The organism is Kitasatospora sp. NPDC007106 (assembly GCF_040634455.1).
Lineage (GTDB): Bacteria > Actinomycetota > Actinomycetes > Streptomycetales > Streptomycetaceae > Kitasatospora > Kitasatospora arboriphila.
Genome location: NZ_JBEYFP010000044.1, coordinates 1 through 23124 on the forward strand (window position 1 = coordinate 1; position 23124 = coordinate 23124).

Consider the following 23124-nt stretch of genomic DNA (forward strand, 5'->3'; position numbering starts at 1 on the left):
GAGCGCCGCTGGAGCGCCCCGCCGCGCTCCGGCCTCTTCCTGTCGATGCTGCTGCGGCCCACCGGCGTGCCGGTCGTCTGCGCGGAGCCGATGCCCCCGCTTTTCCCTTGTGGCGAAAGGGACTTGGGGGAGGGTCAAAGCTTGGCAACATACCTTCCCGGAGGTATATTTTCTTTCGGTCCCAGCGTCGGACCCTGGCCAGTGCCCTGTCGTTCACAGCCCCGTGGGGGAAGGCTCGCGATGGACACCTTTGCACCAGATCAGCTGACCCATCCGACGGCCGGACTGCTGCCGCGGCAGCGGAGCGCCGCAGATCTCGACTTCCATCGAACGGTGTCGCGCAAACTGGTCCACAAGGCCGCGGTCTCCGAGGTGTTCCTCACCGATTCGGCCAGAGCCACTGCGGACAGCTACCTGCTGGCCGCCCAGTGGCCCCGCGACCACGCGGTCTTCCAGCCCGGACCGGGCGGCACCGCGGACAGCATGGTCATCATCGAGACGGTCCGCCAGGCCACCATGTTCACGTTCCACGAGTACTACGGCGTGCCGCTCGAACTGCCCTTCGTCGCCAAGAGCTTCGACTTCGAGCTGACGGACGACCAGGCCGCGCGCGGCTCCGTCGGGGCGCCGCAGGAGGTCACCCTCGACCTGGTGGTCGACATGCCCGCCGAGCGCCGGGCCGGCCGCCGGATGCCCTTCCGGACGCACACCGTCGTCCACGCCGGCGCCGGGCGCCCCTGCGCCCGGGTGACCATCGGCGGCGAGATCCTCGACCCGGCGCTCTACCGGCGGCTGCGGGCCGCCCGCCCGGCCGAGCCCGGCTTCCCGGCCGAGGACGGCGGCGCGGTCGCCGCCACCCCGGCCCAGGTGGGACGGCGGCGCCCCGACGACGTGGTGCTGCTCGCCGCGCAGCCGGGCGACGACGCCCGCTGGCGGCTGCGGGTGGACCAGGGCCACCCCACCTTCTTCGACCACGGATCCGACCACGTCCAGGCGGTGCTGCTGCTCGAGGCCCTGCGCCAGAGCGGGCTGCTCGCCGACGGCCCGGCCCGGGGCGCCTCCGCCGAGGTGCTCACCGGCCTGCGGGTCGAGTTCCACGCGTACGGCGAGTTCGGCACACCGATCCTGCTCGACGCCCGGGCCACGGGCGGCGAGCCCGGCACCCGGACCGTACGCGCCACGGCGGCCCAGGCGGGCCGTCCGATCGCCCAGGCGGACCTCGTGTTCCGCCCGGCCGCCCTGCCCGGCGGCCCCACGTCCTGACGGACCGCCGGGTGCGTCCGTGCACCGCCGTGCCCGCCGGCCCGCTCCGAAGGAGTCCTGATGGAACTTCAGCATCTGCGTTCGTTCCTCGAGGTGTCGAGCGAGATGAGCTTCACCCGGGCCGCCAAGAAGCTGAACTACGCGCAGTCCAGCGTGACCGCGCAGATCCAGCACCTCGAGGCCTCGCTCGGCGCCGTGCTGTTCGACCGGCGCGGCCGGCGGATCGCACTGACCGAGAGCGGCCTGCGGCTGCGCCCGGTGGCGGAGCGCATCGTCGCGCTGGCCGATCTCGCCCACCGCGAGGTGGCCGGCGTGGCGGACCGGCCGTCCGGCCGGGCCGAGCGCCCGGTCGCCGAGGCGGCCGGACAGGCCCTGGGGCGGGCCGCCGTGCCCCGCCGGGCGGGGGTCAGGCTGCCCGCCCAGCGGGGGCGCCTTCAGCTCACCCAGCGGGCGCCCAGGGCGGGCAGCAGCACGTCCCAGGACGACCTGACCCGGGTGATCAGATCCAACTCCTCGCGCACCGACCCCAGATAGTGCGCGCCGAAGATCACGGTGGTCATCAACTGCGCCACCGGCTCCGGCGGGTAGTCGGAGTCCATCTCGCCCTGCTGCTGCGCCTGGACGACCAGGCGCAGCAGCGTGCGTTCCACGTCCGACACGAAGGCCGGCGTCCGCTTGGAGGACTGGGCCTCCTCGAGCAGCAGCCGCAGGGCCGCGTTGACCCGGATGTCGCGGTGCAGCCGGGCGACCAGCGCGCAGGTCACGTTCTTCAGGGTCGCCACCGGTGAGTCCGGGCTGTCGCCGACCCCGTCCTCGATCAACTTCCATGCGTCGTCAAGGTGTTGGACGAGCGCTGCGGCCAGTTCCTCCTTGGAGGCGAAGTGGCCGTACAGGGCTCCCTTGGTGACGCCGGTGCTCTGCGCCACATGGCCGAGGTTGGTGTTGGCGTAGCCGTGGGCGGCGAACTCCCTCGCTGCGGCGTCCAGTACCGCCTCGTACGTCCTCCGGGCCCGCTCCTGTTGTGCCATCGGCTTCCTTCCGTTCAACCACGTTGCCCGTGAACTCACGTACCGCAGTTCATGGTTCGAAGGCAAACCCTTCTTCCGGACCCCCGTCTATCGTCCATTCCCTCTCCATAAACACACGAGCGGCCCTCGGTCTGCCGGGTTGTCCGGACCAAGGGCCGCTCGGTGCGTGCCGCGGCGGGGTGTCAGGCCCCGGTGCCCGGTCCGCCGGCGGTGCCGGCCTCGTGGCGCTTGCGCAGCTCGGCGCGGCGGAGCTTGCCGATGCCGGTCTTCGGCACGTCCTCGCGGGCGAGGGTGACGACCCCGCCCAGGCGCACCCCGTACCGCTCGGTGACCAGGTCGCGGATCCGGCGGTCGGCCTCGTCGGTGCCGGTGCCGCCGCGCGGGTGGTAGAAGACCACCAGCTCCTCCTCGCCGCCGGCCGCGGTGCACGGCGAGACGATGGTGAAGGAGGGCTCCACGAAGGGGAGTTCCTCGACCAGCGCCTCGATCTCGTGACCGTGGTACTCGGCGCCGTTGAGGGTGATCAGGTCGTCCACCCGGCCGGTGACGGTGAGGATGCCGTCCTCGATCACGGCCAGGTCGCCGGAGCGGAACCAGCCGTCCCCGGTGAACGACCTGGCGTTCTGCTCCGGGTTCTCGTAGTAGCCGGAGAACACCGGGTCGCCGGTCACCTGGAGGCGGCCGACGGTGCCGGCCGGCAGCAGGGCGTCGTGCTCGTCCACGACGCGCAGCCGGACGCCCGGGTGCGGCCGGCCGACCGGGACGAACCGCTCGTCGCCCGTGGTGTCCGGGTCGAAGACGAAGTCGACGATGCCGGCCGAGGTCTCCGACATGCCCCAGCCGGGGTGCATCGAGGTGCGCGGCAGGCCGAACGGGGCCAGCAGGTCGAGGAAGCGCCGGATCACCCGGGCCTTGACCGACTCGCCGCCGTTCATGATGTAGCGCAGGCTGCGCAGGTCCCAGTCCCGGCCGGCGATCTCCTCGGCGCGGTCGTTGACCAGGCCGAAGGCGAAGTTGGGCGCCCAGGTGGTGTCGCAGCCGTGCCGGGAGATCTGCTCGAACCAGCGGGTCGGGTCGTCCAGGATCCACTCGGTGCGGGCGTGCACCTGGGTGCAGCCGAGCAGCACGTCGCGGGCGTGGAACATGACCAGGCCGCCGATGTGGTCGAGCGGCATCCAGTTGAACGAGCGGCTGGTCACGTCCAGCCGGCGGACCTGCGCGGTGGCCGTGGAGCGGGCCAGCACGTTGCGGTGGGTCAGCGCGACGGCCTTCGGCACGCCGGTGCTGCCGGAGGTCAGCAGCAGGACGGCCAGGTCGTCGGCGCGGGCCGGGTGCAGCTCCTCGGCCGGGGCGTGGCCGCGCAGCTCGCCGGTGCGGCCGAGCCAGCGGCCGGCCTCGGTCATCGCCCGGCCGGCCGGGGCGCCGTCGTCGCCGACGACCACCCAGGGGTTGTCGTAGCCGGCCCAGATCCACTCCAGCTGCTGGGCGGCGGCCTCGGGGGCGTCGGTGCGGCCCGGCGGCACCGGGATCGGCACCAGGCCGCCGAGGACGGTGGCCCAGAACGCGGCCAGCAGGTCGGACTCCTCGCGGATCTGCAGCAGCACCCGGTCGCCGGGGCGGGCGCCGCCCGCGCGCAGACCGGTGAGGATCCGCCGGGCGCCGTCCAGCAGCTCGGGGTAGCCGAGCACGGTGTCGGAGCCGTCCGCGCGGACGAGGTGGATCCGGCCGGCGTCGGGCCGGGCGGCGGCGCGCTGCAGGGCCTCGCCGAGGTTGCAGACCGGGAGGTCGGGGGCCGGGCCGCCGTCGAGGACGGCGTCCGGCAGGGTGCGGGTGTCGGCGGGCGCGGTCATGCGGCGGCCTCCTCGCCGGTCGCGGTGGCACGGGCGACGAACAGCAGCGGGCCGCGGCCGATCCGCGGGCCGGGCTCCTTGCGGAAGCCGCCGTACTCGGCGACCACCTCGAAGCCGGCGTCCACCAGCAGGTCGCGGACCTCGGGGGCGGTGAAGACGGTCTGGTCGAAGAAGTTGGCGTACATCGAGACGGTGCCGTCGCCGTCCCGGGCGATGATCGTCTCCTCGTTGCGCCAGACCGCGCGGTGGGCGTGCACGGACTGCCGGGCGAGCCGGGTGACGAGCAGGCCGTCGCCCTGGTGGTGGGCGATGATGTTCGGCTGGTAGCCGTCCACGAAGTTCAGCAGGTGGCCGATGTCCACCACGACGTGGCCGCCGGGGGCGAGCCAGCCGCGGACGGACTCCAGCAGCTGCCGCAGTTCGCCGCGGTCCAGCTGGTTGAGGGTGCTGAACAGGCTGTACACCAGGTCGAAGCGCCGGTCGGTGCGGTACTCCTCGGCCCGGGTGTGCACGTACTCGACGGCGGCGGAGCCGGGCTCCTGGGCCTTCGAGGCGGCGTACCCGGTGAAGGCGGCGCTCTGGTCGAGGCCCGTCCCGGGGTGGCCCAGGGCGGCCAGGGCCCGCAGGTTGGCGCCGGTGGCGCTGCCGATGTCGAGCACCGACCCGCCGGGCGGCAGGTACGAGGCGAGGAACTCGGTCTCGGCGGCGAGGTCGCGGAAATCCTTGCGGATCACCTCGTAGAACTCGCCCGGGTATTCGAAGCTGGACAGGCTGGACAAGGAGGAGGGCCTTTCGCTCGGGACCGGCGGGCGCCGGTCGTCCCGGGCCGTCCGGTCGGTGCCGGACGGCCCGGCGGGCGGCGTGGTTCGGGCGGTGCGGGACGGCGGTGCGGGCGGTGCGGCGACACCGGCCGGGCGGCCCGGCGGACGGCGTCGGGTCGGGCCTCCCGGCGGGCGGCGCCGGGTCAGGCGGCGTCGGTCAGGCGTGCGTGGTCGCGGCGGTACTCGCGCGGCGAGATGCCGTAGCGGTCGCGGAACAGCCGGCTGAAGTGCGAGGCGCCGTACAGGCCGGAGCGCTCGCCGATCATCGCGATGGTGAGGTGCGCCAGCCGCGGGTCGCGCAGCTCGGCGCAGCAGCGGTGCAGCCGCTCGTCGCGGATCCAGCTGGCCGGGCTCTGGCCGTGCTCCTGAAAGAGCTTCTGCAGGTAGCGCAGCGAGATGTGGTGGTGCTGCGCGAGCATCTCCGGCTTCAGCTCGGGGTCGGCGAGCCGGCTGCGGGCGAAGTGCTTGATCCGCTGCAGCATGGCGCGGCGGGCGAGGCCGGAGCTGCGGGCCGGGCGGGGCGAGTCCTGGTCGCGGTCCATGTAGTCGGCGCACGCCTGGGCGACCAGCCCGGTGATGCCGCGGGCCAGCAGTTCGGCGGTGCGGTCGGAGGGCAGCGAGCCCTGGTCGGCGAGCTGGCGCAGCAGCTCGGGGACGGCGAGCGGGTCGGACAGCGGACAGCTCACCCGCAGGTAGGCCTCGCCCCCGCGGGTGCGGTGCTGGGAGACCCGGACGTCGTCGCCGTACTCCGGGGCGGTGCCCTCGACGACGGTGATCCGGACCCTGCCGAGGCTGACCTCGCTCACGTTCTCCACCACCGGCTGCACGGGCGGCTCCGGCGCCCGGCGCGGTGCCGTTCCGTACTCGGTGTGCCCGTTCTCGGTAGGCATTGCATCCATGGCTCCCCCGCGAGGACTTGAGGCCGCGTCAGCCGGTACCCGGTCCGCCCCGGGAGGGCGGACCCCTCCATCATGGAAACATACCTTCTGGAAGGTATGCGGTTTTCATCGGCAGCAGTGATGCCCGGCCCGCTGTGAAGCGCTCCGGCCGGATCGTGCGCGGCCGCACAACAACCCGTGCGCGTTCAGACAAGTCGCCCGGCCGGGCCCCGCCTAGCGTCGGCGGTACAGATCAGTGCCGGGCGCGCGGATCACCGGCGCTGCGCGCGTCCCCCTGTGCACCCACCCAGAAGGGGCCCACCCGTGGCAATCAAGGTAGGCATCAACGGATTCGGCCGGATCGGCCGGAGTTTCCTCCGCGCCGCACTTGAGCAGAACGCCGACATCGAGATCGTGGCGGTCAACGACCTCACCGACGCGGCGACCCTGGCCCACCTCCTGAAGTACGACACCACGCTCGGCAAGCTGCCGGTGCCCGTGACGGCGGGCCAGGGCGAGATCGTCGTCGACGGCCGCAGCATCCGCGTCACCGCCGAGCGCAACCCGGCCGACCTGCCCTGGGCGGAGCTGGGCGTCGACGTGGTCGTGGAGTCCACCGGCGTCTTCACCGACGCCGAGAAGGCCAAGGCGCACCTCGCGGCCGGCGCCCGCAAGGTCATCATCTCGGCCCCGGCCACCAACCAGGACCTCACCATCGCGATCGGCATCAACGACGCGGAGTACGACGAGGACGTCCACAGCGTGGTCTCCAACGCCTCGTGCACCACCAACTGCCTCGCCCCGCTGGCGAAGGTCCTCAACGACGGCCTGGGCATCGAGCAGGGCCTGATGACCACCGTGCACGCCTACACCCAGGACCAGAACCTGCAGGACGGCCCGCACAAGGACCTCCGCCGGGCCCGTGCAGCGGCCGGCAACATCGTGCCGACCAGCACCGGCGCCGCCAAGGCCATCGGCCAGGTGCTGCCCGAGCTCAACGGCAAGCTCGACGGCTACGCGCTGCGCGTCCCGGTCGTCGTCGGATCGGTCACCGACCTGACCGTCACCGTCGCCCGCGACACCACCGTCGAGGAGGTCAACGCGCTGTTCGCGAAGGCCGCCGAGGGCGCGCTGGCCGGCGTCCTGCGCTACACCGACGAGCCGCTGGTCTCCAACGACATCGTCACCGACCCGGCGTCCTGCATCTTCGACTCCGGGCTCACCAAGGTCATCAACAACCGCACCGTCAAGGTCGCCGGCTGGTACGACAACGAGTGGGGCTTCTCCAACCGCGTCGTCGACACCGTCCTGCTGATCGGCAAGCACGCCTGACCGGCGCCGCCGACCGCACACGCGGGCCGGGCACCCGGGGCGAACCCCGGGCGCCCGGCCCGCGCCCGTGAACCGAGCGGGCGACCCGCGGCGAAGACGCGCCGCACCGGACGAACACCCGCACAGAGAGGGCCGACCCATGGTCAAGACGCCGTACCACGAGGGCGAGCAGGCGGTGCAGCAGCGGGCCGGCGAGGGCCACCCCGGCTGGGGCTCGCCGATGTTCGAGGCCGCGATCCCGCCGCCGTTCGACATGTTCCTGCGCCGCCAGCGGATGCTGGTGATCGGCGGTGTGGACGACGACGGCGCCGCCTGGTCCACCGTCCTGACCGGCCCGCGCGGCTTCGCCGGCGCCGTCGGCTCCCACACCATCCACGTCAAGGCCCTGCCGGTGGCCGGCGACCCGCTGGAGCACGTCTTCGACGACCAGCGCGACATCGGCATGCTCGCCATCGAGCCGCAGACCAGCCAGCGGATCCGGATCAACGGCGTCGCGCAGCGCGAGGGCGACATCCTCGTCGTCACCACCGAGCAGGTCCTCGGCAACTGCCCCAAGTACCTGCAGCAGCGGGTGCTGCGCCCCGACGCACCGCAGGCCGCCGCGCCGGCCGTGCGCCGCTCCACCGTGCTCGACGCCGACCAGCAGCGCTTGATCACCGGCGCCGACACCTTCTTCATCGCCAGCCGCGCCCCGCAGCACGGCGCCGACGCCTCGCACCGCGGCGGCGCGCCCGGCTTCGTCGAGGTCCCCGCGCCGAACAGGATCGTCTGGCCGGACTACTTCGGCAACTCCTTCTACATGACCCTCGGCAACCTCCAGCTCGACCCAGCCTGCGGCCTCACCTTCCTCGACTGGGAGGCCGGCCACGCCCTGCACGTCACCGGGAAGGCCCGGATCGACTGGGACGAGTCCCGCACCAAGGCCGTCCAGGGTGCCCTGCGGCTGGTCGAGTTCGACGTCGAGCAGGTGGTCGAGGTCCGTGACTTCACCACCCTGCGCTGGAAGTTCGCCGCCCCCTCGCCCTTCAACCCGACCTGATCGGGCCCCGACCGCAGGAGGTACCCGCCGTGAGCCGCTACGACGCCCCCCGGCTCAGAGCCGCGCTGGCCGCTGTCCCGGACTACGTCCCCGGCCGCTCCCCGCGCCAGGGCTGCGAGAACCTCAAACTCTCCTCCAACGAGAACCCCTACCCGCCGCTGCCCTCGGTCGTCGCCGCCGTCCGCGAACAGGCCGGCCGGATCAACCGCTACCCCGACCCGGCCTGCACCGCCCTCGCCGAGGCGCTCGCCGCCCGCCTCGACGTCCCCGCCGACCGGCTGGTCTTCGGTACCGGCTCGGTCGCCGTCGGCCGGCTGCTGGTCCGCGCCACCGCCGGACCGGGCGACGAAGTCCTGTACGCCTGGCGTTCGTTCGAGGCGTACCCGATCATGGCCGAGGTCTGCGGCGCCACCTCCGTCCGGGTGCCGCTGCTCGCCGACGAGCGCCACGACCTCGACGCCATGGCCGACGCGGTCACCGACCGCACCCGGCTGATCTTCCTCTGCACCCCCAACAACCCCACCGGCACCGTCGTCCGCCGCGCCGAACTGGAGCGCTTCCTCGACCGGGTGCCGAGCGACGTGACGGTCGTCCTCGACGAGGCCTACACCGAGTTCGTCCGCGACCCGGACGCCGCCGACGGCCTCGCGTTCCACCGCCGACACGGCAACGTCGTGCTGCTGCGCACCTTCTCCAAGGCCTACGGCCTGGCCGGCCTGCGGATCGGCTACGCCGTCGCCCACCCCGAGGTGGCGGCCGTGCTCCGCAAGGTGGGGCTGCCGTTCGGCGTCAGCGGGCTCGCCCAGGACGCCGCACTGGCCTCGCTCGCCGCCGAGGACGAACTCCTCGACCGGGTCGAACTGCTGGTGAAGGAACGGGCCCGGGTCACCGCGGCGCTCCGGGAGAGCGGCTTCGACCTGCCGGACAGCGAGGCCAACTTCGTCTGGCTGCGGCTGGGCGGGCGCACCGCCGCGTTCACCGAGGCCTGTGCGGAACTCGGCGCCGTGGTCCGGCCGTACGGGACGGACGGCGTGCGGATCACGGTGGGGGAGCCGGAGGCCAACGACGTGGTCCTGCGGGCGGCTGCCGCCTGGCAGTGACGGACAAGGGGCGCGGGGAACTGCGCAGTCCGGGGATGGGCCTCGGAACGAGTCAGGGCCGACCTGATCCGTCCGTGAGCCGCATCCGGATCGCGCAGTTCCCCGCGCCCCTGAGGTGCTCTCCGTCGTTCCCCGCGCCCCTGTGGGCTCTTCGTCAGGCGAAGAGGCGGGCGAATTCGGTGTGGAACTCGGGGAAGGTCTTGTCGACGCAGGACGGGTCGTCCAGCACGATGCCCGGAACCCGCAGGCCCAGGACGGAGAAGGACATCGCGATCCGGTGGTCGCGGTGACAGTCGACGAGGCCGCCGGAGACCGGTCCGGGGTGCACGGTGAGCCGGTCCGGGCCCTCCGTCACCTCGACGCCGAGCCGCCGCAGGTTGCCGGCGACGGCGGTGATCCGGTCGGACTCCTTGAACCGGGCGTGCCGGATGCCGGTGACGGTGATCGGCCCGTCCGCGAGCGGTGCGACGGCCGCCAGCGTCATGAAGGTGTCGGAGATGTCGCCCATGTCGACCTCGAAGCCGCCGCGCAGCCGCCCCGTCCCGGTCACGGTGGTCCCGTCCTCGCCGATCTCCACCTCGGCGCCGGCCCGCCGCAGCACCTCGACGAACCGCAGGTCGCCCTGGAGGCTGTCGCGGCCGAGTCCCGGCACGGTGACCGACCGGCCGGTCACCGCCGCCGCCGCGAACACGTACGAGGCGGTGGAGGCGTCCGGCTCGATCCGCAGGTCGGTGGCCCGGTAGTCGCCGGTGACCCGCAGCCGGCCGTCCGGCCCCTCCGCCACGTCGGCGCCGAAGCGGCGCATCAGCGCCACCGTCATGTCGATGTAGGGGCGGCTCACCAGGCCCGCCGCGTGCACGGTGAGCGGGCTGCGCATCAGCGGGGCGGACAGCAGCAGACCGGTCAGGTACTGGCTGCTGCTGGTGGAGTCGAGGGCGATCTCGCCGCCCTGCAGTCCGGTGGTGCGGACGGTCAGTGGCAGCCGGCCGCCGGGCCCGGCCGTCACTTCGGCGCCGAGCCGCACCAGGGCGTCGACCAGCGGGCCGAGCGGGCGGGCCCGGAGCTGCTCGGTGCCGTCCACCTCGAACCGGCCGAAGCCGGCCGCGGCGAGCACCGGCAGGAAGCGGGCGGCGGTGCCGGCGTCCTCGCACCAGATGCGGGCGCGGCCGTGCGGGCCGCGGCCGGTGCCGTGCACGACCCAGTCGCCGTCCTGCTCGTCCACCCGCACGCCGAGCGCCTCCAGCGCCCGGCGGAAGGCGACGGTGTCGGCGCTGACCAGCGGTGCCCCGAGCCGGCTCGGGCCGAGCGCGGCCGCGGCCAGCAGCAGCGCCCGGTTGGTGATGCTCTTGGAGCCCGGGATGCGGGCGATCGCCCCTCGGGCGGCGGTGGTCACGCGATGGCTCCTCGGGGTTCCGGACGGGCGCCCGCCCCGGCGAGGCGGGCGACGGCGTGCAGCGCGAGCCGGTAGGAGTCCGTCCCGAGGCCGGTCACCGCGCCGTCGACCACGTCGGACAGCACGGAGACCCGGCGGAACGGCTCGCGCGCGTACGGGTTGCACAGGTGCACCTCGATCGCCGGGGCACGGCGCAGCGCGAGCGCGTCCCGCACCGGGTACGAGCAGTGCGTGAACGCGGCCGGGTTGAGCACCAGCGGGGCCGCCTCCTCGGCGACCCGGTGCAGCCAGCCGACCAGTTCCGCCTCGCTGTCGGTCTGCAGCACGACGGCCCGCAGGCCGAGCTCGGCGGCGGTCTCCTGGCAGACCCGGACGAGTTCCGGGTAGGCGGCGCGGCCGTCCCGGCCCGGCTCGGTCAGACCGAGCCGGGCCAGGTTGGGGCCGTTGAGCACGTAGACCAGCGTCACTGCTGCTCCTTCGTCAGCTCGGCACGGAGACGCGGTCCGCGGTGCCGCGGTCCCGGTCCTCGGCGCCGGCGGCGCGGTTCGCGTAGACCGGGCGGATCCGCTGCACCGTCCAGTTGGCGGCCAGCAGCCGGTCGGCGAGCAGGCCGGCCGCGTCGGTGGCGACCACCAGTTCGACCAGACCGCTCGGGCGGCCGGTGGAGTGGTCGATCGACACGTCCTCGATGTTGACGCCGGTGTCCTGGACGGCGGCGAAGAGCCGGGCCAGTTCGCCGGGCCGGTCGCCGATGACCACCGGCACCAGCGCGCCGCCCGCCGTACCGGGCTTGCCGGGCAGCCGGGCCCGGCCGGCGTTGCCGCGGCCGAGCAGGTCGATGACCCGGGTCATCTCCTCGGCCCGCTTGGCCGCGTCGACCTCGGCGAGGCCGCGCAGCGCCCGCACGGTGGTCGCCAGGTCGTCGGCGAGTTCGCTGAGCACGTCGGCGACGGCGGTGGCGTTGGACTCCAGGATGTCGCCCCACAGCCCGGGGTCGCCGCCGGCGATCCGGGTCATGTCGCGCACCCCCTGGCCGGCCAGCCGGGACGCCTCCTCGGGGGCGTTCTCCAGCCGGGCGGCCATCAGCGCGGCGACCACGTGCGGCGCGTGCGAGACGAGTGCCACCGCCCGGTCGTGCGCGTCGCTCTCCATCACCACCGGCACCGCGCCGCACATGGCGACCATGGCGAGCGCCCGGTTGAGCGTCTCCCGGGAGGTCATCTCGCAGGCGGTCAGCACCCAGGTGCGGCCCTCGAAGAGGTTGGCGCAGGCGGCGAGCGGCCCGGACCGCTCGCCGCCGGCCATCGGGTGGCCGCCGACGAACAGGGACGGGTCCGGGGCGCCGCCGAGCACCGCCCGCTCGGTCTCGTGCTTGACGCTCGCCACGTCGGTGTAGGCGTGGGCGAGGCCGCGGGCCTGGTGGTCGGCCAGCACCCGGCCGACCGCGCTCGGCGGCACCGCGATCACCGCGATGTCCACCGGCTCGTCCGGCGGGCAGTCCACCCCGCCGCCGAGCGCGACGGCGGTGCGGACGGCGTCCCGGTCGGTGTCGAGCAGGTGCACCAGCACCCCGCGGCGGCTCAGCGCGAGCGCCACCGAGGTGCCGATCAGTCCGGCCCCGACCACCGCGGCGGTACGGATCACCGGGCACCCGCCATCGGCTGCGCCAGGTCGGGGCGCAGGGCCCGGGCGCCGCCGAGGTACACGTGCCGGACGCGGTCGCGGGGCAGCGGGGTCTCGGCGGTGACCAGCACCCGGACGGTGCGCGGCAGGCCGCCGTCGACGTCCATCTCCTGGGCGCACATCAGCGGCACGTCGGTCAGGCCGAGGTCGCGGGCGGCGCGGGCGGGGAAGCCGCTGCGCAGGTCGGGGGTGGCGGTGAAGAGGATCGAGACCAGGTCGTCTGGGACGAGCGAGTTCGCCTCGATGATCTCCTGGAGCAGCAGGCGGGTGGCGTCCATGACCTCGACCGGGTCGTCCCGGTCGACCTGGATCGCCCCGCGGACGGCGCGCATCAGCGCACCGCCTGGACGGTCCGGACGCCTGCGGCGGTGCCGCGGCCCCGGTACATCTCGGCGACCAGGAAGGCCAGGTCGAGCGACTGGCTGCGGTTGAGCCGCGGGTCGCAGGCCGACTCGTACCGCTGGTGGAGGTCCTCGGCGACCAGGGCGTGGCCGCCGCCGACGCACTCGGTGACGTCGTCGCCGGTGATCTCGACGTGGATGCCGCCCGGGTGGGTGCCCAGCGAGCGGTGCACCTCGAAGAAGCCGGCGACCTCGTCCAGCACCGCGTCGAAGCTGCGGGTCTTGTGGCCGGTGGAGGCGGTGAAGGTGTTGCCGTGCATCGGGTCGCAGACCCAGGCGACCTGGGCGCCCTCGGCGGTGACCTTCTCGACCAGCCGCGGCAGCAGGTCGCGGATCTTCTCCGCACCCATCCGGGTGATGAAGGTGAGCCGGCCGGGGACGCGCTTCGGGTCGAGCCGGTCGATCAGGCTGAGCGCCTCGTCCGCGGTGGTGGTCGGGCCGAGCTTGACGCCGATCGGGTTGTTCACCTTGGAGGCGAACTCCAGGTGGGCTCCGTCCAGTTGGCGGGTGCGCTCGCCGATCCACAGCATGTGGGCGGAGACGTCGTAGCGGTCGTTGGACCGGCTGTCGAGGCGGGACATCGCGCACTCGTAGTCCAGGATCAGCGCTTCGTGGCTGGTGTAGAACTCGGTGCGGTGCAGCTCGGTCGGGTCGACGCCGCAGGCCCGCATGAACGAGAGGGCGGAGTCGATCTCCTCGGCGAGCCGCTCGTAGCGCTGGCCGGCCGGCGAGGTGCGGACGAAGTCCTGGTTCCAGGAGTGCACTTCGCGCAGGTCTGCGTAGCCGCCGGAGATGAACGCGCGGACGAGGTTGAGGGTCGCGGCGGAGGAGTTGTACATCCGCAGCAGCCGCTGCGGGTCGGGCACCCGGGCCTCGGCGGTGAACGCCAGCCCGTTGACCGAGTCGCCGCGGTAGGTCGGCAGGGTGACGCCGTCCCGGGTCTCGGTGGGCTGCGAACGCGGCTTGGAGTACTGGCCGGCGATCCGGCCGACCTTGACCACCGGCACCGAGGCGCCGAAGGTCAGTACGGCGGCCATCTGCAGCATGGTCTTCAGCTTGGAGCGGATCTGCCCGGCGGAGACGCCGTCGAAGGTCTCCGCGCAGTCGCCGCCCTGCAGCAGGAAGGCCTCGCCGCGGGCCACGGCGGCCAGTCGGGCGGTCAGGTTGTCGCACTCCCCGGCGAACACCAGCGGCGGGTAGGTGCGCAGTTCGTCGCAGACCCGCTCCAGGGCATCGGGGTCCGGCCAGTCCGGCTGCTGGGCCGCGGGCAGGGTCCGCCAGGACTCCTCCCGGGACAGGACGTCGGTCGAGGTTGCGAACGGCATAACGATCTCCGGCTCGTGAAATGGGACGCGGTGCGGCAGAGCGTGCGAGGCGATCGGGGCGCAACGCCCGTACTTCAGTGGTTCCGGGGGAGCGGGGGCTTGCACGGTGGAGCGGGTGGTGCGGGTGGTGCGGGGGAGAGCGAGGGGCCGCCCCGCCGGGACGGGCCCGGCGGGGCGGCGGAGGATCAGGCGTGCGCGGCCTGCTCCGAGCGGGCGTCCGCCCCGGCCGCCGGGGCCGGCGCGGCCGCGGCGCGGGTCAGCGCGGCGAAGGAGAGCAGCGCGCCGCTGCCGAGCACCGCGATGACGATGCCCATCGGCACGGCCGTGCCCTCGCCGGCCAGGCCCACCAGCGGCACCACGGCGGCGCCGATGATGTGCTGGGACAGGCCGAGCAGGGCCGCCGCGGAGCCAGCCGAGTCGCCGTGCTCCTGCAGGGCGAGCGCGGTCGCGGTCGGCATGACCAGGCCGACGCTGGAGACCACCACGAACAGCGCGACCAGCAGCGGCACCAGGCCGCCGTCGGCGAGCACCGTGACGAGCAGGCCGAGGCCGCCCACCGCGGAGCCGGTCAGGCCGATCGCGAGCAGCGGGCGCGGGCCGGTGCGGTGCACGATCCGGCCGCAGATCTGCGCGCAGACCACCAGGCCGGCCGCGTTGACCGCGAACACCGCGCTGAAGCCCTGCGGGGACATGCCGTGGATGTCCTGCAGCACGAACGGCGAACCCGCGATGTACGCGAACATCGCCGCGAAGGCGAGGCCGCAGGCCAGGTTGTAGCCGACGAAGACGCGGTCGGAGAGCAGCCGGCGGAAGACCGGGCCGGTCGCCTTCAGGCCGCCGGTGCGCCGCCGCTCCACCGGGTGGGTCTCCGGCAGGCCGACGGCGACCACGACGAGCAGCAGCGCGCCGAGGACGCCGAGCAGGGTGAAGACGCCGTGCCAGGAGGTGAAGCGCAGCAGCTGGCCGCCGGCCACTGGGGCGAGCACCGGCGCCAGGCCGGTGATCAGCATCAGCAGCGCGAAGTACTTGGCGGCCGCGGCGCCCTCGTGCTTGTCGCGGACGACCGCGGCGGCGATCACGATGCCGACCGCGCCGCCGAGGCCCTGGATCGCGCGCAGCGCGACCAGCAGCCAGATGTTCGGTGCGACGGCGCACAGCAGCGCCGCCACGGTGTAGACGCCGAGGCCCCACAGCAGCGGCTTGCGGCGGCCGGCGGCGTCCGAGATCGGGCCGGCGAAGAGCTGGCCGAGGCCGAGGCCGAGCAGGCAGGCGGTGAGGCTGAGCTGGCCGGCCGAGGCGCTCGCGTGCAGGTCGTGGGTGAGGTCGGGCAGACCGGGCAGGTAGGTGTCGTTGGACAGCGGACCCAGTGCGGTGAGTGCGCCCAGGATGGCGACGACCGCGCCGCCGCCCTTGGCCCTGGCGGTGGATGACATGGTTTCGGGTTCCCTCCGGAGTGGTGGCGCGCCCGGTGGCCGGCGGGGGCCGGCGGCCGGGCGGGCCGGTGGTGCTGATGCGGGGTGCGGACCGTCGGGTGGGGGCCGTCGGTCCGCCGGTACGCGGTGTCAGTACGCGACGGAGACCCTGGTCCGCAGGGCCCGTCCGCCTTCGAGCTGGTCGACGAAGGCGACCGCGTAGTCCGGGATGCTGATCCGGGACCGGCCGTCGGCGTCGACCAGCAGGTCGTCGCCGCTCAGCCGGTAGGCCCCGGTGCGCTCGCCTGGCTCGATCAGCTTGGCCGGCGAGATGTACGTCCAGTCGAGGTCGTCGACCTCGCGGTAGCGGCCGAGCGCCTCGATCTGGGCGAGGGCGTTGGCCTTCCACAGCTCCGGGAAGTGGGGGTCGTCCACGACGCGGGTGCCGTCGGGGGTGCGCAGGCTGCCGGCACCGCCGAGCACCACCAGGCGCTTCACGCCGGCCTTGCGCAGGCCGGCGACGAGGCCGTCGGTGGCGCCGAGGAGGATCGTCCGGTCGTCGTCCGCGCCGATCCGGGGGCCGACGGCGGAGGCGACCGCGTCGTGGCCCCGGACGAGCTCGGCCACCTGCTCGGCGTCGGCGACGTCACCGGCGACGAGCGGGACGGCCGAGCCCGCGCCGGTGCCGCCGGAGCGGGTCACCCCGGTGACCTCGTGGCCGCGGGCGACGAGCTCCTCGGCGATCGCGGCGCCGATGTTCCCGGTCGCTCCGAACAGCAGAACCTTCATGACCACTCCTCGTGTGGCAGGGGTGTGCGGTGTGCCCGACGGGTCGTCACTCGTCGAGCAGGTCGGGCTGCTCGTGGACGATCTCGTCCCAGAGCAGCTGGAAGCTGAAGCGGCCCAGCTGGGCGTCGCCGAAGCCGGCGCCCGCGGAGAGGGCCTGCTCGTGGCTGAAGCTCTTCGGGGTGCCCGCGGCGAGCGCGAGCAGCTGGACCTCGGCGCAGCTGTCGAAGGTGAAGAACCAGTGCACGGCCTCCTCCAGCGAGCCGCCGACCGTGATCAGGCCGTGGTGCTGGAGCAGGATCGCCCGGTTGTCGCCGAGCTTCTGCGCGATGTCCTTGCCCTGTTCGACGGCGACCGAGGGGCCCTCGTACTCGGTGTAGAGCACCTGCTTGCCGTAGAAGGCCGCGGACTCCTGGTCGATCGGCTCCAGCAGCCGGCCGAGCGCGCCGAGCGCCCGCGAGTGGGCGGTGTGGCCGTGCGCGGCCGCCTCGGCGTCCGGGTTCATGTCGTGGATCGCGGAGTGGATGACGAAGGCACTCGGGTTGACCTTGTGCCGGCCCTCCACCACCGTGCCGTCGGAGTCGACCAGGATCAGGTCGCCGACGGTGACCCGCTTGAACGAGACGCCGAACGGGTTGACCCAGAAGTGCCCGGGCAGCTCGGGGTCGCGGACCGATATGTGGCCCGATATGCCCTCGCCGAAGCCGTACTTGCCGAACAGCCGCAGTGCGGCGGTGAGCCGCTGCTTGCGGTACCGGCGCTCCTCGGCGGCGGTGGCGAACCGCGCGTCGCCGGGCAGCGGCAGGCCGGTGGCGGTGTCCGCCAGGTAGCTCGGGGTGGTCGTGGTCACGGGGGTGCTCTCCTTGGCTCTGGACTCGGGGCGCCGGGTCAGGCGCTCTGCAGGACGCGCTCGGCGCGCAGGCCGGCGATCCGCTGGGAGTGCGCGAGGACGGCACGGACGATGTCCTGGCTCCGGTCCACCAGCGAGGGGATGCCGAAGGTGAAGAACAGCGTCCCGGCCGCGATGTTGCCGAGCGCGTACCAGCGCGGTTCGGGCCGGCCCTCGACGGCGAGTCGGCTGGTGGCGCGGGCTATGTGCAGGCCGCCGTGCGGGTGGCGGTCGGCGAGCCGGTTGCGGGTGAGCGAGTTGACCAGCGGGGCCGCGCCGACGGGGATCTTGCCCTCGGAGGCGTTGACGGCGTTGATCACCACGTCGGCCCGGAAGGCGTCCTGCTCGGAGGTCTCGACGGTGTAGCCGCCCTCGGGGCCGGCCGCGATGTCCTGCAGGCCGGAGACGATCTGCAGCTGGCCCTCGTCGGCGAGCCGCAGCAGCTCGGTGGCGCTGCTCGGCGGCATCGGGCAGCAGAGGCTCATGATCGTCCGGTAGTGGGTGCGCAGCAGCTCGACCTTGTCGCGCTCGGAGAGCAGCGGCCAGATGTCCGGGCCGGTGTCCGGCACCGCGCGCTGCAGGATCCGCAGGCCCAGGTCGGGGGAGTCCACCTCGGAGAGCTGGCGGCGCAGCCGCTCGACCGGGTGCTCGCGGTGCGCGCCGGTGATCTCCTCGATCACCGCGGTCAGGTCGGCGCCGGCCTCGGCGAACTCCTTGCCGATCAGGTCGGCGATCTCCTGGAGGCGCAGGCTGGTCTGACGGCGGGACAGCCGCTGCATCTTCTCCGGGGTGACGTGCCTCAGGTCGAAGTGGACCGGCTTCTGCCGGACGCCGGGCAGCATGCCGCGCCGGGAGAGCAGGCTGATCCGGCCGCGGTGCCCGCGGGAGGCGAGCGAGATGATGATGTCGACGGCGGTCAGGCCGCTGCCGATCACGGCGACGTGCTGGTCCGGGGCGACGGACTGCAGCTTCTGGGTGATCGGGTACGGGTCACCGATGAAGTTCCCGCTGCCGGTGAGCCCGTACACGTCCTTGGGGCTGTCGCCGCCGACGCAGAGCACCGCGTAGTCGAAGGCGCGCACCCGGCCCTCGTTGGTGCGCAGCATCGCGCGGCCGGCCGCCAGGTTGGCGGAGGTGACGGACTCGCTCACCAGGTCGATCCGCCAGCCGCGCAGGCGCAGCTTGGCGAGGGCGGCGTGCGCGGTCTGCTCCAGGTACTCCCCGTACTCGGTGCGCGGAGCGAAGCGGGCGCCGGCCCTGGGGTCGAGGCCGGTGGTGCCCTCGGGCAGGCCGAGGATCCGGTCCCGGGTCATGAGCCACCGCTCGAAGTGCCGGTCGTCGCCGGCCCGGACCGACATGTCGTCGGGGGTCGCGTTGACCTTCACCGTGGTGGTGTCGGACTGGTACGCCCGGCCGCGCCACAGGTGCGGCGACGGCTCGAAGACCGTGAGGTTGCCGGGCGCGGTGTCGCGTTGGGCGAGGGCGTCGATCAGGCAGACCGCCGAGGCCCCGCCTCCGATGACTGCGAGTGAGATCGCCGATGACATGTCAGATTCCTGCCACTCGTGGATGTCCGGCGCCGTCCATGCGCTGTCTCCTCCGCGTATCCGAACGGCCTGTGGGTGCGGCCCGGCACCGGGGGTGGGGATGGCCCCCGGTGCCGGGCTCCGGGGGCAGGGCGGGGGAGGGCCCTGCCTGGTCGATGGCTCAGCTGTGCTGGTAGTTCTCCATCGAGACGGTGTAGTCGCCGCGGTTGGCGCGGTACTTGATGCAGTAGTCCTTCGGGTACCAGCCGGCCACCTGCCAGGCCTGCGGCTGCTTGATCGGGAAGCACCCGCTCTGGTTGGCACCGGTGGCCAGGCCTTCGAGGTAGGCCTTGGTGATCATCGGCTCCAGGAAGCTGATCTTCGCGTCGTAGGCGCCGTAGATGAACGTCTGGGTGAACGTCTGGCCGTGCCACTCGGGGGAGCTCTGGTCGATCAGGTGGTTGCCCATCGCGACCTCGGCCACCCCGTTGTCTATGTAGCCGGAGGGCATGTACTGCGACGGGATCGGCTTGGTCGCCGTGGCGAAGTCGTCGCAGTTGATCGCCAGCGCGCACGGGCCGGGGCGGATCGCGTCCCGCTCGGCCTTCGGCTGGACGTAGAAGTGGAAGTCGAAGTGCGGGAGGTCGTAGATGCCCGCGGGGCCGTGGCCCATGGTGTTGTAGTTCAGCAGCGCCCACTTGTACGGGATGTCGGGCGTGCTGGTGAGCGCGGTGGGCAGGTCGAGCGGACGCTCGTGGCCGCCCATGCACTCGGTGTGCTCGTCGATGACGCCGTTGCCGTTGATGTCGTAGCAGTGGTGCTGGTCCGTCATCGTGGTCGGCAGGTTCTGCAGCATCGTCTTCGGGAAGACGAAGCCCATCGAGATCGGCTTGCCGTTCGGCTCCTGCTGGGCGTAGGTGCGCACGTTGCCGTTGCCCAGGGCGCTCGGCGTGCCGTACGAGGCGCACGGCCCCAGGTACGACGGGGTCGCCTGCAGCACCGGGTCGACGGCCACCTTGGGCAGGGTGACGGTGAACTCGGCGGTGGTGCTGGTGTTCCCGGTCAGACAGACCTTCACCGGGGTGGTGTCCACCGCCGTACCCGCCGCGCTCGCCGAGCCGGCGGCCGGCGCGAACAGGGCGGCGGTGCCGAGCAGGGCGGCCGCGGCGGAGGAGGCGATGAGGGGTCTCTTGAACGCGTTCTTCTTCGTGCTCATGGTGCTGCGATCTCCGTTGTCTCAGGAACGGGTGAGTTCGAGGGTGTGGAATCCGCCCTGGAGGAAGATGAGCGGAGCGGTGGAGTCGGCGGCGCCGAGCCGCACGACCTCGCCGATCACCATCACGTGGTCGCCGATCACCAGCTCGTCGCGGTAGGCGACCTCCATCCAGCCGGCTGCGTCGAGCAGCAGCACACCGGTGGCGTCGCCGAAGCTGTGGGCGGCCTCGGACAGCGAGACCTGGCGCGACTCCGGGTCCTTGGCGAAGGCGCGGGCGTGGCTCTCGGACTCGCCGTCCAGGATCGAGACGCCCCACACGCCGGCGGTCCGCAGGTCCGCGAGGAACCGCGAGTCGTGCCGGAAGCAGAGCGTGATGATCGCCGGGTCGAGCGAGACCGAGGTGAGCGAGTTGACCGTGATGGCGTCGTGCCGCCGGCCGTCGGCGCCGTCCGTGTAGGTGCTGACGACGCAGACCCCGGTGGCGAAGTGACGCATGACGCTGCGTAGATCGTGGTTCATTACCGCCTCCTGTGAGCGGAGGGCGGGCGGCCGCGTCCGCGGCCGCCCGCCCGGCCGGGTCAGTCGGTCTCGGCCCAGCGGCCGCTGCGCCAGCCGTCCAGGTCGTAGTCGTCCATGGCCTTCTGCACGAAGTCGCCGTACTGGTCGAGCAGTCCGGCCGCGCGGGTCCAGTTCAGGGTGTCCAGGCGGACCTGGTCCGGGCCGCCCGCGTAGTTGAGCTCGTACAGCTCGTGGCGGGCGCCGAACTCCGAACCGACCGCGTCCCAGGCCATCTTGAAGAGCTTGGCGCGCTCCTCCGCGGTGGTGCCGGAGCCGCGGTAGTAGCGGTCGAACAGCGGGCGCAGCTCCGGGTTCTGGAGGTCCTTGTGGCTGGACGGCGTCATCAGCAGCGCGCCCGCCAGGTGCTCCTCGAAGAACTTGTGGGTGCGGTCCCAGCTGATCGGGGCGAGCGCCCGGTAGCCGGCCGAGTAGTCCATCCGCGGCAGGACGGTGCCGCCCTCGGCGGGCTCCGGGTCCATCGCCATCGCGGTGGTGACGGCCCAGGTCTGGTGGCGCCAGGCGAGCAGCTCGCCGAGGCCGGCCTGGACGCCGCGGAACTTGTCGGTGCCGTTGAGGCGGGTGCCGCGGTCCAGGACGCCCGCCATGAACTCCAGCTTCACGGCCATCCGGATCGCGCCCTGGAAGAAGCCGCGGGAGAGCAGGCCCGAACGCGGGAAGTACTGGTGGATCTTCTCGGTGTCCCGGTAGATCAGGACGTTCTCCCACGGGATGAACGCCTTGTCGAAGACCAGCACCGCGTCGTTCTCGTCGAACCGGCTGGAGAGCGGGTTGTCGAACGGGCTGTTGGCCTTCTTCTCGTACGACGGGCGGCAGATCACCTTCATGCCCGGCGTGTTCAGCGGCGCCATGAAGGCCAGCGCCATGTCCTCGGCCTTGCCCTTCTCCAGGTTGGCGAGGTGGATCTGGCCGACGAAGGCGACGTGGGTCAGCGCGGAGGCGGTGGCCATCAGCTTGGCGCCCTCGACCACGATGCCGTCGTCGCGCTCCTCGACGACCTTCAGGTAGACGTCCGGGATGTCGTGCGCGGCCTTGTGGCGGTCCACCGGCGGGTTGACGATCGCGTGGCTGATCGCCAGCGCCTGGCGGGCGTACTTCTCGTACCAGGCGCGGGCGTTGTCGCCGAACGGCTCGTAGAAGGAGTGGGTGACGGCCAGGCCGGCCATGAAGGAGGCCTTGTAGTCCGGCGTGCGGTTCATGAAGCCGTAGCTCAGGCGCGCCCAGTGCTCGATGGCGTCACGGGCCTTGACCAGGTCGTCCGCCGTGTGGGCCGGAGTGAAGAACCGGTGGACCCGGGCGCCGGTGTACCGGTCGACCGTGGTCATCATGTCCTTGGTGTCCGGGTGGTGCAGCGCGTCGTACAGGTGCGCCATCGAGCGGGCGGCGTTGCGGAACGCCGGGTGCTCGGTCACGTCCTTGACCAGCTCGCCGTCGATGTACACCTGGCGCCCGTCACGCAGGCTCTCCAGGTACGTGTCGCCGTTCAGCAGGTCGTTGGGCGCCTCGGCGCCCGGCTGTGCCAGGTCTGATTCGGCCTGAGCCATCGTGCTTCACTCTCCCCATCGGGCGTTCGGATCTGCGTGTCCGGGTCTGGCACATCCGAAGCTAGAAAAGATTCCCGTGGGTCAGTTATGAGGCCGCGCACGGCCTCTGGCCGTTGCGCGCACACCGGGCGCCCACCCGTTCCGGCGCGCCCGGCCCGGCGCCAGACTGGCCCGGTGCCGCCGCACTGCCCGCGCAGTGCCGCCCGGGGACGGGGGGAGAGCGGCCCGACACCGGCCGAGGGAGCACGATGCGCGCACACGGCACACCGCTGACCACCCTGGCGGAAGCCCGGGTCACCCTGCTCGACCTCGCCCTCGGCGTCCCCGGCCCGGACCGCCGCTGGCACGGTCCGGCCGGCACCGCCGGCGGCCGCAGCCCGGACCCGGCCGACCGCCGTCCACTGCTCGGCGAACCCCTCGCCCTCGACCTGCTCAACACCCGCTGGGACGCCCCGGCCGGCACCCGCGACCTGCTCGACGACCTGGACGGCTACCGGATCTGGCTCTCCTCCGCGGGCCTCGCCGGCCTCTGCCCCGCCGACGGCGCCGCGCTCTCCGCGACCCGGCACACCCGCGAGGCGCTGCAGGCCACCCTCAGCCCCCCGTACGACCAGCGCCGGCCCGGCCGGGCGCCCGCCGACCCGGACGCCGTCCGCGAGGTCGACCGGCTGCTCGGCCGCGGCGCCCTGCGTTACCGGCTCACCGCCGACGGGCCCGCCACCACCGTCGAGGTCGACGACCCGGCCTGGCTGGCCGGCTGGCTCGCCCTCGACGACTACCTCCAGCTGCTCGGCACCGCCCCCGAGCGGATCCGCAGCTGCGCCGGACCGCACCGGCTGCCGCTCTGGTTCCTCGACACCTCGCGCAACGGCATGCGGCGCTGGTGCTCGATGGCCGAGTGCGGCAACCGCGCCAAGGCCGCCCGGCACTACCGGCGGCTGCGCGCCGAACAGCCCGCCGCCCGCGGCGGCGCCCGGGTCGCCGTCGGCTGACCCGCCGCGGACGCACGACGGCCGTGGCCCCGGGGAGTCGACTCCCCGGGGCAGATAGGAAGTGCGTGGT

The 23124-nt window shown here is 73.2% G+C and carries 22 protein-coding genes; 6 read left to right on the plus strand and 16 right to left on the minus strand.

From position 1 onward, the window contains the following. Positions 1-240 precede the first annotated feature (240 nt). Together ABZ641_RS07435 and ABZ641_RS07440 are read left to right on the plus strand one after the other, a co-directional pair. Entirely contained in the window at positions 241-1263 is a 1023-nt protein-coding gene (locus ABZ641_RS07435; protein ID WP_344622155.1) for a ScbA/BarX family gamma-butyrolactone biosynthesis protein, read from the plus strand. Positions 1264-1323: 60 nt separating this feature from the next. Beyond that, positions 1324-1797, plus strand: a complete 474-nt coding sequence (locus tag ABZ641_RS07440) for a LysR family transcriptional regulator (protein WP_344622154.1) — start codon at positions 1324-1326, stop codon at positions 1795-1797. Here the strand turns inward: ABZ641_RS07440 and ABZ641_RS07445 are convergent. From ABZ641_RS07445 to ABZ641_RS07460, 4 genes are all read right to left on the minus strand, one after another. Next, entirely contained in the window at positions 1698-2291 is a 594-nt protein-coding gene (locus ABZ641_RS07445) for a TetR/AcrR family transcriptional regulator (protein ID WP_344622153.1), read from the minus strand. The genes ABZ641_RS07440 and ABZ641_RS07445 overlap by 100 nt on opposite strands. A 182-nt stretch (positions 2292-2473) precedes the next feature. Beyond that, positions 2474-4141 (minus strand): AMP-binding protein, encoded by a 1668-nt coding sequence (locus ABZ641_RS07450; RefSeq protein WP_344622152.1) that lies wholly within the window; start codon positions 4139-4141, stop codon positions 2474-2476. After that, positions 4138-4920, minus strand: a complete 783-nt coding sequence (locus tag ABZ641_RS07455) for a class I SAM-dependent methyltransferase (RefSeq protein ID WP_359979871.1) — start codon at positions 4918-4920, stop codon at positions 4138-4140. The genes ABZ641_RS07450 and ABZ641_RS07455 overlap by 4 nt, the downstream gene beginning before the upstream one ends. Positions 4921-5105: 185 nt before the next feature. Then, entirely contained in the window at positions 5106-5852 is a 747-nt protein-coding gene (locus tag ABZ641_RS07460; RefSeq protein WP_359979874.1) for a helix-turn-helix domain-containing protein, read from the minus strand. 312 nt (positions 5853-6164) lie between these two features. Here ABZ641_RS07460 and gap point away from each other — a divergent pair, with 312 nt between their 5' ends. From gap to hisC, 3 genes are all read left to right on the plus strand, one after another. Then, complete coding sequence (gene gap / locus ABZ641_RS07465) at positions 6165-7172, plus strand: type I glyceraldehyde-3-phosphate dehydrogenase (RefSeq protein ID WP_344622149.1); 1008 nt, start codon at positions 6165-6167, stop codon at positions 7170-7172. Positions 7173-7311: 139 nt separating this feature from the next. Further along, positions 7312-8211 carry a pyridoxamine 5'-phosphate oxidase family protein gene (locus tag ABZ641_RS07470; RefSeq protein WP_344622148.1) on the plus strand — a complete coding sequence of 300 codons (900 nt, stop codon included), beginning with the start codon at positions 7312-7314 and terminating at the stop codon, positions 8209-8211. A 29-nt stretch (positions 8212-8240) separates the two neighbouring features. After that, positions 8241-9311 (plus strand): histidinol-phosphate transaminase, encoded by a 1071-nt coding sequence (gene hisC, locus ABZ641_RS07475; protein ID WP_359979877.1) that lies wholly within the window; start codon positions 8241-8243, stop codon positions 9309-9311. 154 nt (positions 9312-9465) lie between these two features. Here hisC and aroA read toward each other — a convergent pair whose 3' ends face one another. The 12 genes from aroA to ABZ641_RS07535 form a co-directional block, all read right to left on the minus strand. Next, positions 9466-10704, minus strand: coding sequence for a 3-phosphoshikimate 1-carboxyvinyltransferase (aroA, locus tag ABZ641_RS07480; RefSeq protein WP_359979879.1), 1239 nt, complete (start codon positions 10702-10704; stop codon positions 9466-9468). Next, the gene (locus tag ABZ641_RS07485) at positions 10701-11171 is read right to left on the minus strand and encodes a type II 3-dehydroquinate dehydratase (protein WP_344622145.1); all 471 of its coding nucleotides are present in this window, start codon (positions 11169-11171) and stop codon (positions 10701-10703) included. The genes aroA and ABZ641_RS07485 overlap by 4 nt, the downstream gene beginning before the upstream one ends. A 13-nt stretch (positions 11172-11184) precedes the next feature. After that, complete coding sequence (locus ABZ641_RS07490) at positions 11185-12345, minus strand: prephenate dehydrogenase (RefSeq protein ID WP_359979896.1); 1161 nt, start codon at positions 12343-12345, stop codon at positions 11185-11187. Next, positions 12345-12719: a chorismate mutase gene (gene aroH, locus ABZ641_RS07495; protein WP_344622144.1), complete on the minus strand. Its 375-nt coding sequence runs from the start codon at positions 12717-12719 to the stop codon at positions 12345-12347. The genes ABZ641_RS07490 and aroH overlap by 1 nt, the downstream gene beginning before the upstream one ends. Continuing rightward, a complete protein-coding gene (locus tag ABZ641_RS07500) occupies positions 12719-14113 on the minus strand; it encodes a class II 3-deoxy-7-phosphoheptulonate synthase (protein WP_344622143.1) in 1395 nt (464 codons plus the stop codon). The genes aroH and ABZ641_RS07500 overlap by 1 nt, the downstream gene beginning before the upstream one ends. 185 nt (positions 14114-14298) lie before the next feature. Next, complete coding sequence (locus tag ABZ641_RS07505) at positions 14299-15546, minus strand: multidrug effflux MFS transporter (RefSeq protein ID WP_359979884.1); 1248 nt, start codon at positions 15544-15546, stop codon at positions 14299-14301. Between the two features lie 129 nt (positions 15547-15675). Then, positions 15676-16314, minus strand: coding sequence for an NAD(P)H-binding protein (locus tag ABZ641_RS07510; protein WP_359979886.1), 639 nt, complete (start codon positions 16312-16314; stop codon positions 15676-15678). 46 nt (positions 16315-16360) lie between these two features. After that, positions 16361-17161, minus strand: a complete 801-nt coding sequence (locus ABZ641_RS07515) for a class II aldolase/adducin family protein (RefSeq protein WP_344622140.1) — start codon at positions 17159-17161, stop codon at positions 16361-16363. 38 nt (positions 17162-17199) lie between these two features. Next, the gene (locus ABZ641_RS07520; protein WP_344622139.1) at positions 17200-18747 is read right to left on the minus strand and encodes an FAD/NAD(P)-binding protein; all 1548 of its coding nucleotides are present in this window, start codon (positions 18745-18747) and stop codon (positions 17200-17202) included. 160 nt (positions 18748-18907) lie between these two features. Further along, on the minus strand, positions 18908-19942 hold the full coding sequence (locus ABZ641_RS07525; protein ID WP_359979889.1) for a hypothetical protein: 1035 nt from the start codon (positions 19940-19942) through the stop codon (positions 18908-18910). A gap of 21 nt (positions 19943-19963) precedes the next feature. Next, entirely contained in the window at positions 19964-20461 is a 498-nt protein-coding gene (locus ABZ641_RS07530) for a flavin reductase family protein (protein WP_344622137.1), read from the minus strand. Positions 20462-20520: 59 nt separating this feature from the next. After that, positions 20521-22062: a 4-hydroxyphenylacetate 3-hydroxylase family protein gene (locus tag ABZ641_RS07535; RefSeq protein ID WP_344622136.1), complete on the minus strand. Its 1542-nt coding sequence runs from the start codon at positions 22060-22062 to the stop codon at positions 20521-20523. A 248-nt stretch (positions 22063-22310) separates the two neighbouring features. Between ABZ641_RS07535 and ABZ641_RS07540 the strand changes: the two genes are divergently transcribed. Beyond that, positions 22311-23054, plus strand: a complete 744-nt coding sequence (locus ABZ641_RS07540) for a CGNR zinc finger domain-containing protein (RefSeq protein WP_359979893.1) — start codon at positions 22311-22313, stop codon at positions 23052-23054. Positions 23055-23124 lie beyond the last annotated feature (70 nt).

Excerpts from the sequence above, each read along its gene's own strand:
- ABZ641_RS07435 (WP_344622155.1), top strand. The coding sequence starts at position 241 with ATGGACACCTTTGCACCAGATCAGCTGACCCATCCGACGGCCGGACTG.
- ABZ641_RS07440 (WP_344622154.1), top strand. The coding sequence starts at position 1,324 with ATGGAACTTCAGCATCTGCGTTCGTTCCTCGAGGTGTCGAGCGAGATG.
- ABZ641_RS07445 (WP_344622153.1), bottom strand. The coding sequence starts at position 2,291 with ATGGCACAACAGGAGCGGGCCCGGAGGACGTACGAGGCGGTACTGGAC.
- ABZ641_RS07450 (WP_344622152.1), bottom strand. The coding sequence starts at position 4,141 with ATGACCGCGCCCGCCGACACCCGCACCCTGCCGGACGCCGTCCTCGAC.
- ABZ641_RS07460 (WP_359979874.1), bottom strand. The coding sequence starts at position 5,852 with ATGCCTACCGAGAACGGGCACACCGAGTACGGAACGGCACCGCGCCGG.
- ABZ641_RS07470 (WP_344622148.1), top strand. The coding sequence starts at position 7,312 with ATGGTCAAGACGCCGTACCACGAGGGCGAGCAGGCGGTGCAGCAGCGG.
- aroH (WP_344622144.1), bottom strand. The coding sequence starts at position 12,719 with ATGCGCGCCGTCCGCGGGGCGATCCAGGTCGACCGGGACGACCCGGTC.
- ABZ641_RS07500 (WP_344622143.1), bottom strand. The coding sequence starts at position 14,113 with ATGCCGTTCGCAACCTCGACCGACGTCCTGTCCCGGGAGGAGTCCTGG.
- ABZ641_RS07505 (WP_359979884.1), bottom strand. The coding sequence starts at position 15,546 with ATGTCATCCACCGCCAGGGCCAAGGGCGGCGGCGCGGTCGTCGCCATC.
- ABZ641_RS07510 (WP_359979886.1), bottom strand. The coding sequence starts at position 16,314 with ATGAAGGTTCTGCTGTTCGGAGCGACCGGGAACATCGGCGCCGCGATC.
- ABZ641_RS07520 (WP_344622139.1), bottom strand. The coding sequence starts at position 18,747 with ATGTCATCGGCGATCTCACTCGCAGTCATCGGAGGCGGGGCCTCGGCG.
- ABZ641_RS07525 (WP_359979889.1), bottom strand. The coding sequence starts at position 19,942 with ATGAGCACGAAGAAGAACGCGTTCAAGAGACCCCTCATCGCCTCCTCC.
- ABZ641_RS07530 (WP_344622137.1), bottom strand. The coding sequence starts at position 20,461 with ATGAACCACGATCTACGCAGCGTCATGCGTCACTTCGCCACCGGGGTC.
- ABZ641_RS07535 (WP_344622136.1), bottom strand. The coding sequence starts at position 22,062 with ATGGCTCAGGCCGAATCAGACCTGGCACAGCCGGGCGCCGAGGCGCCC.
- ABZ641_RS07540 (WP_359979893.1), top strand. The coding sequence starts at position 22,311 with ATGCGCGCACACGGCACACCGCTGACCACCCTGGCGGAAGCCCGGGTC.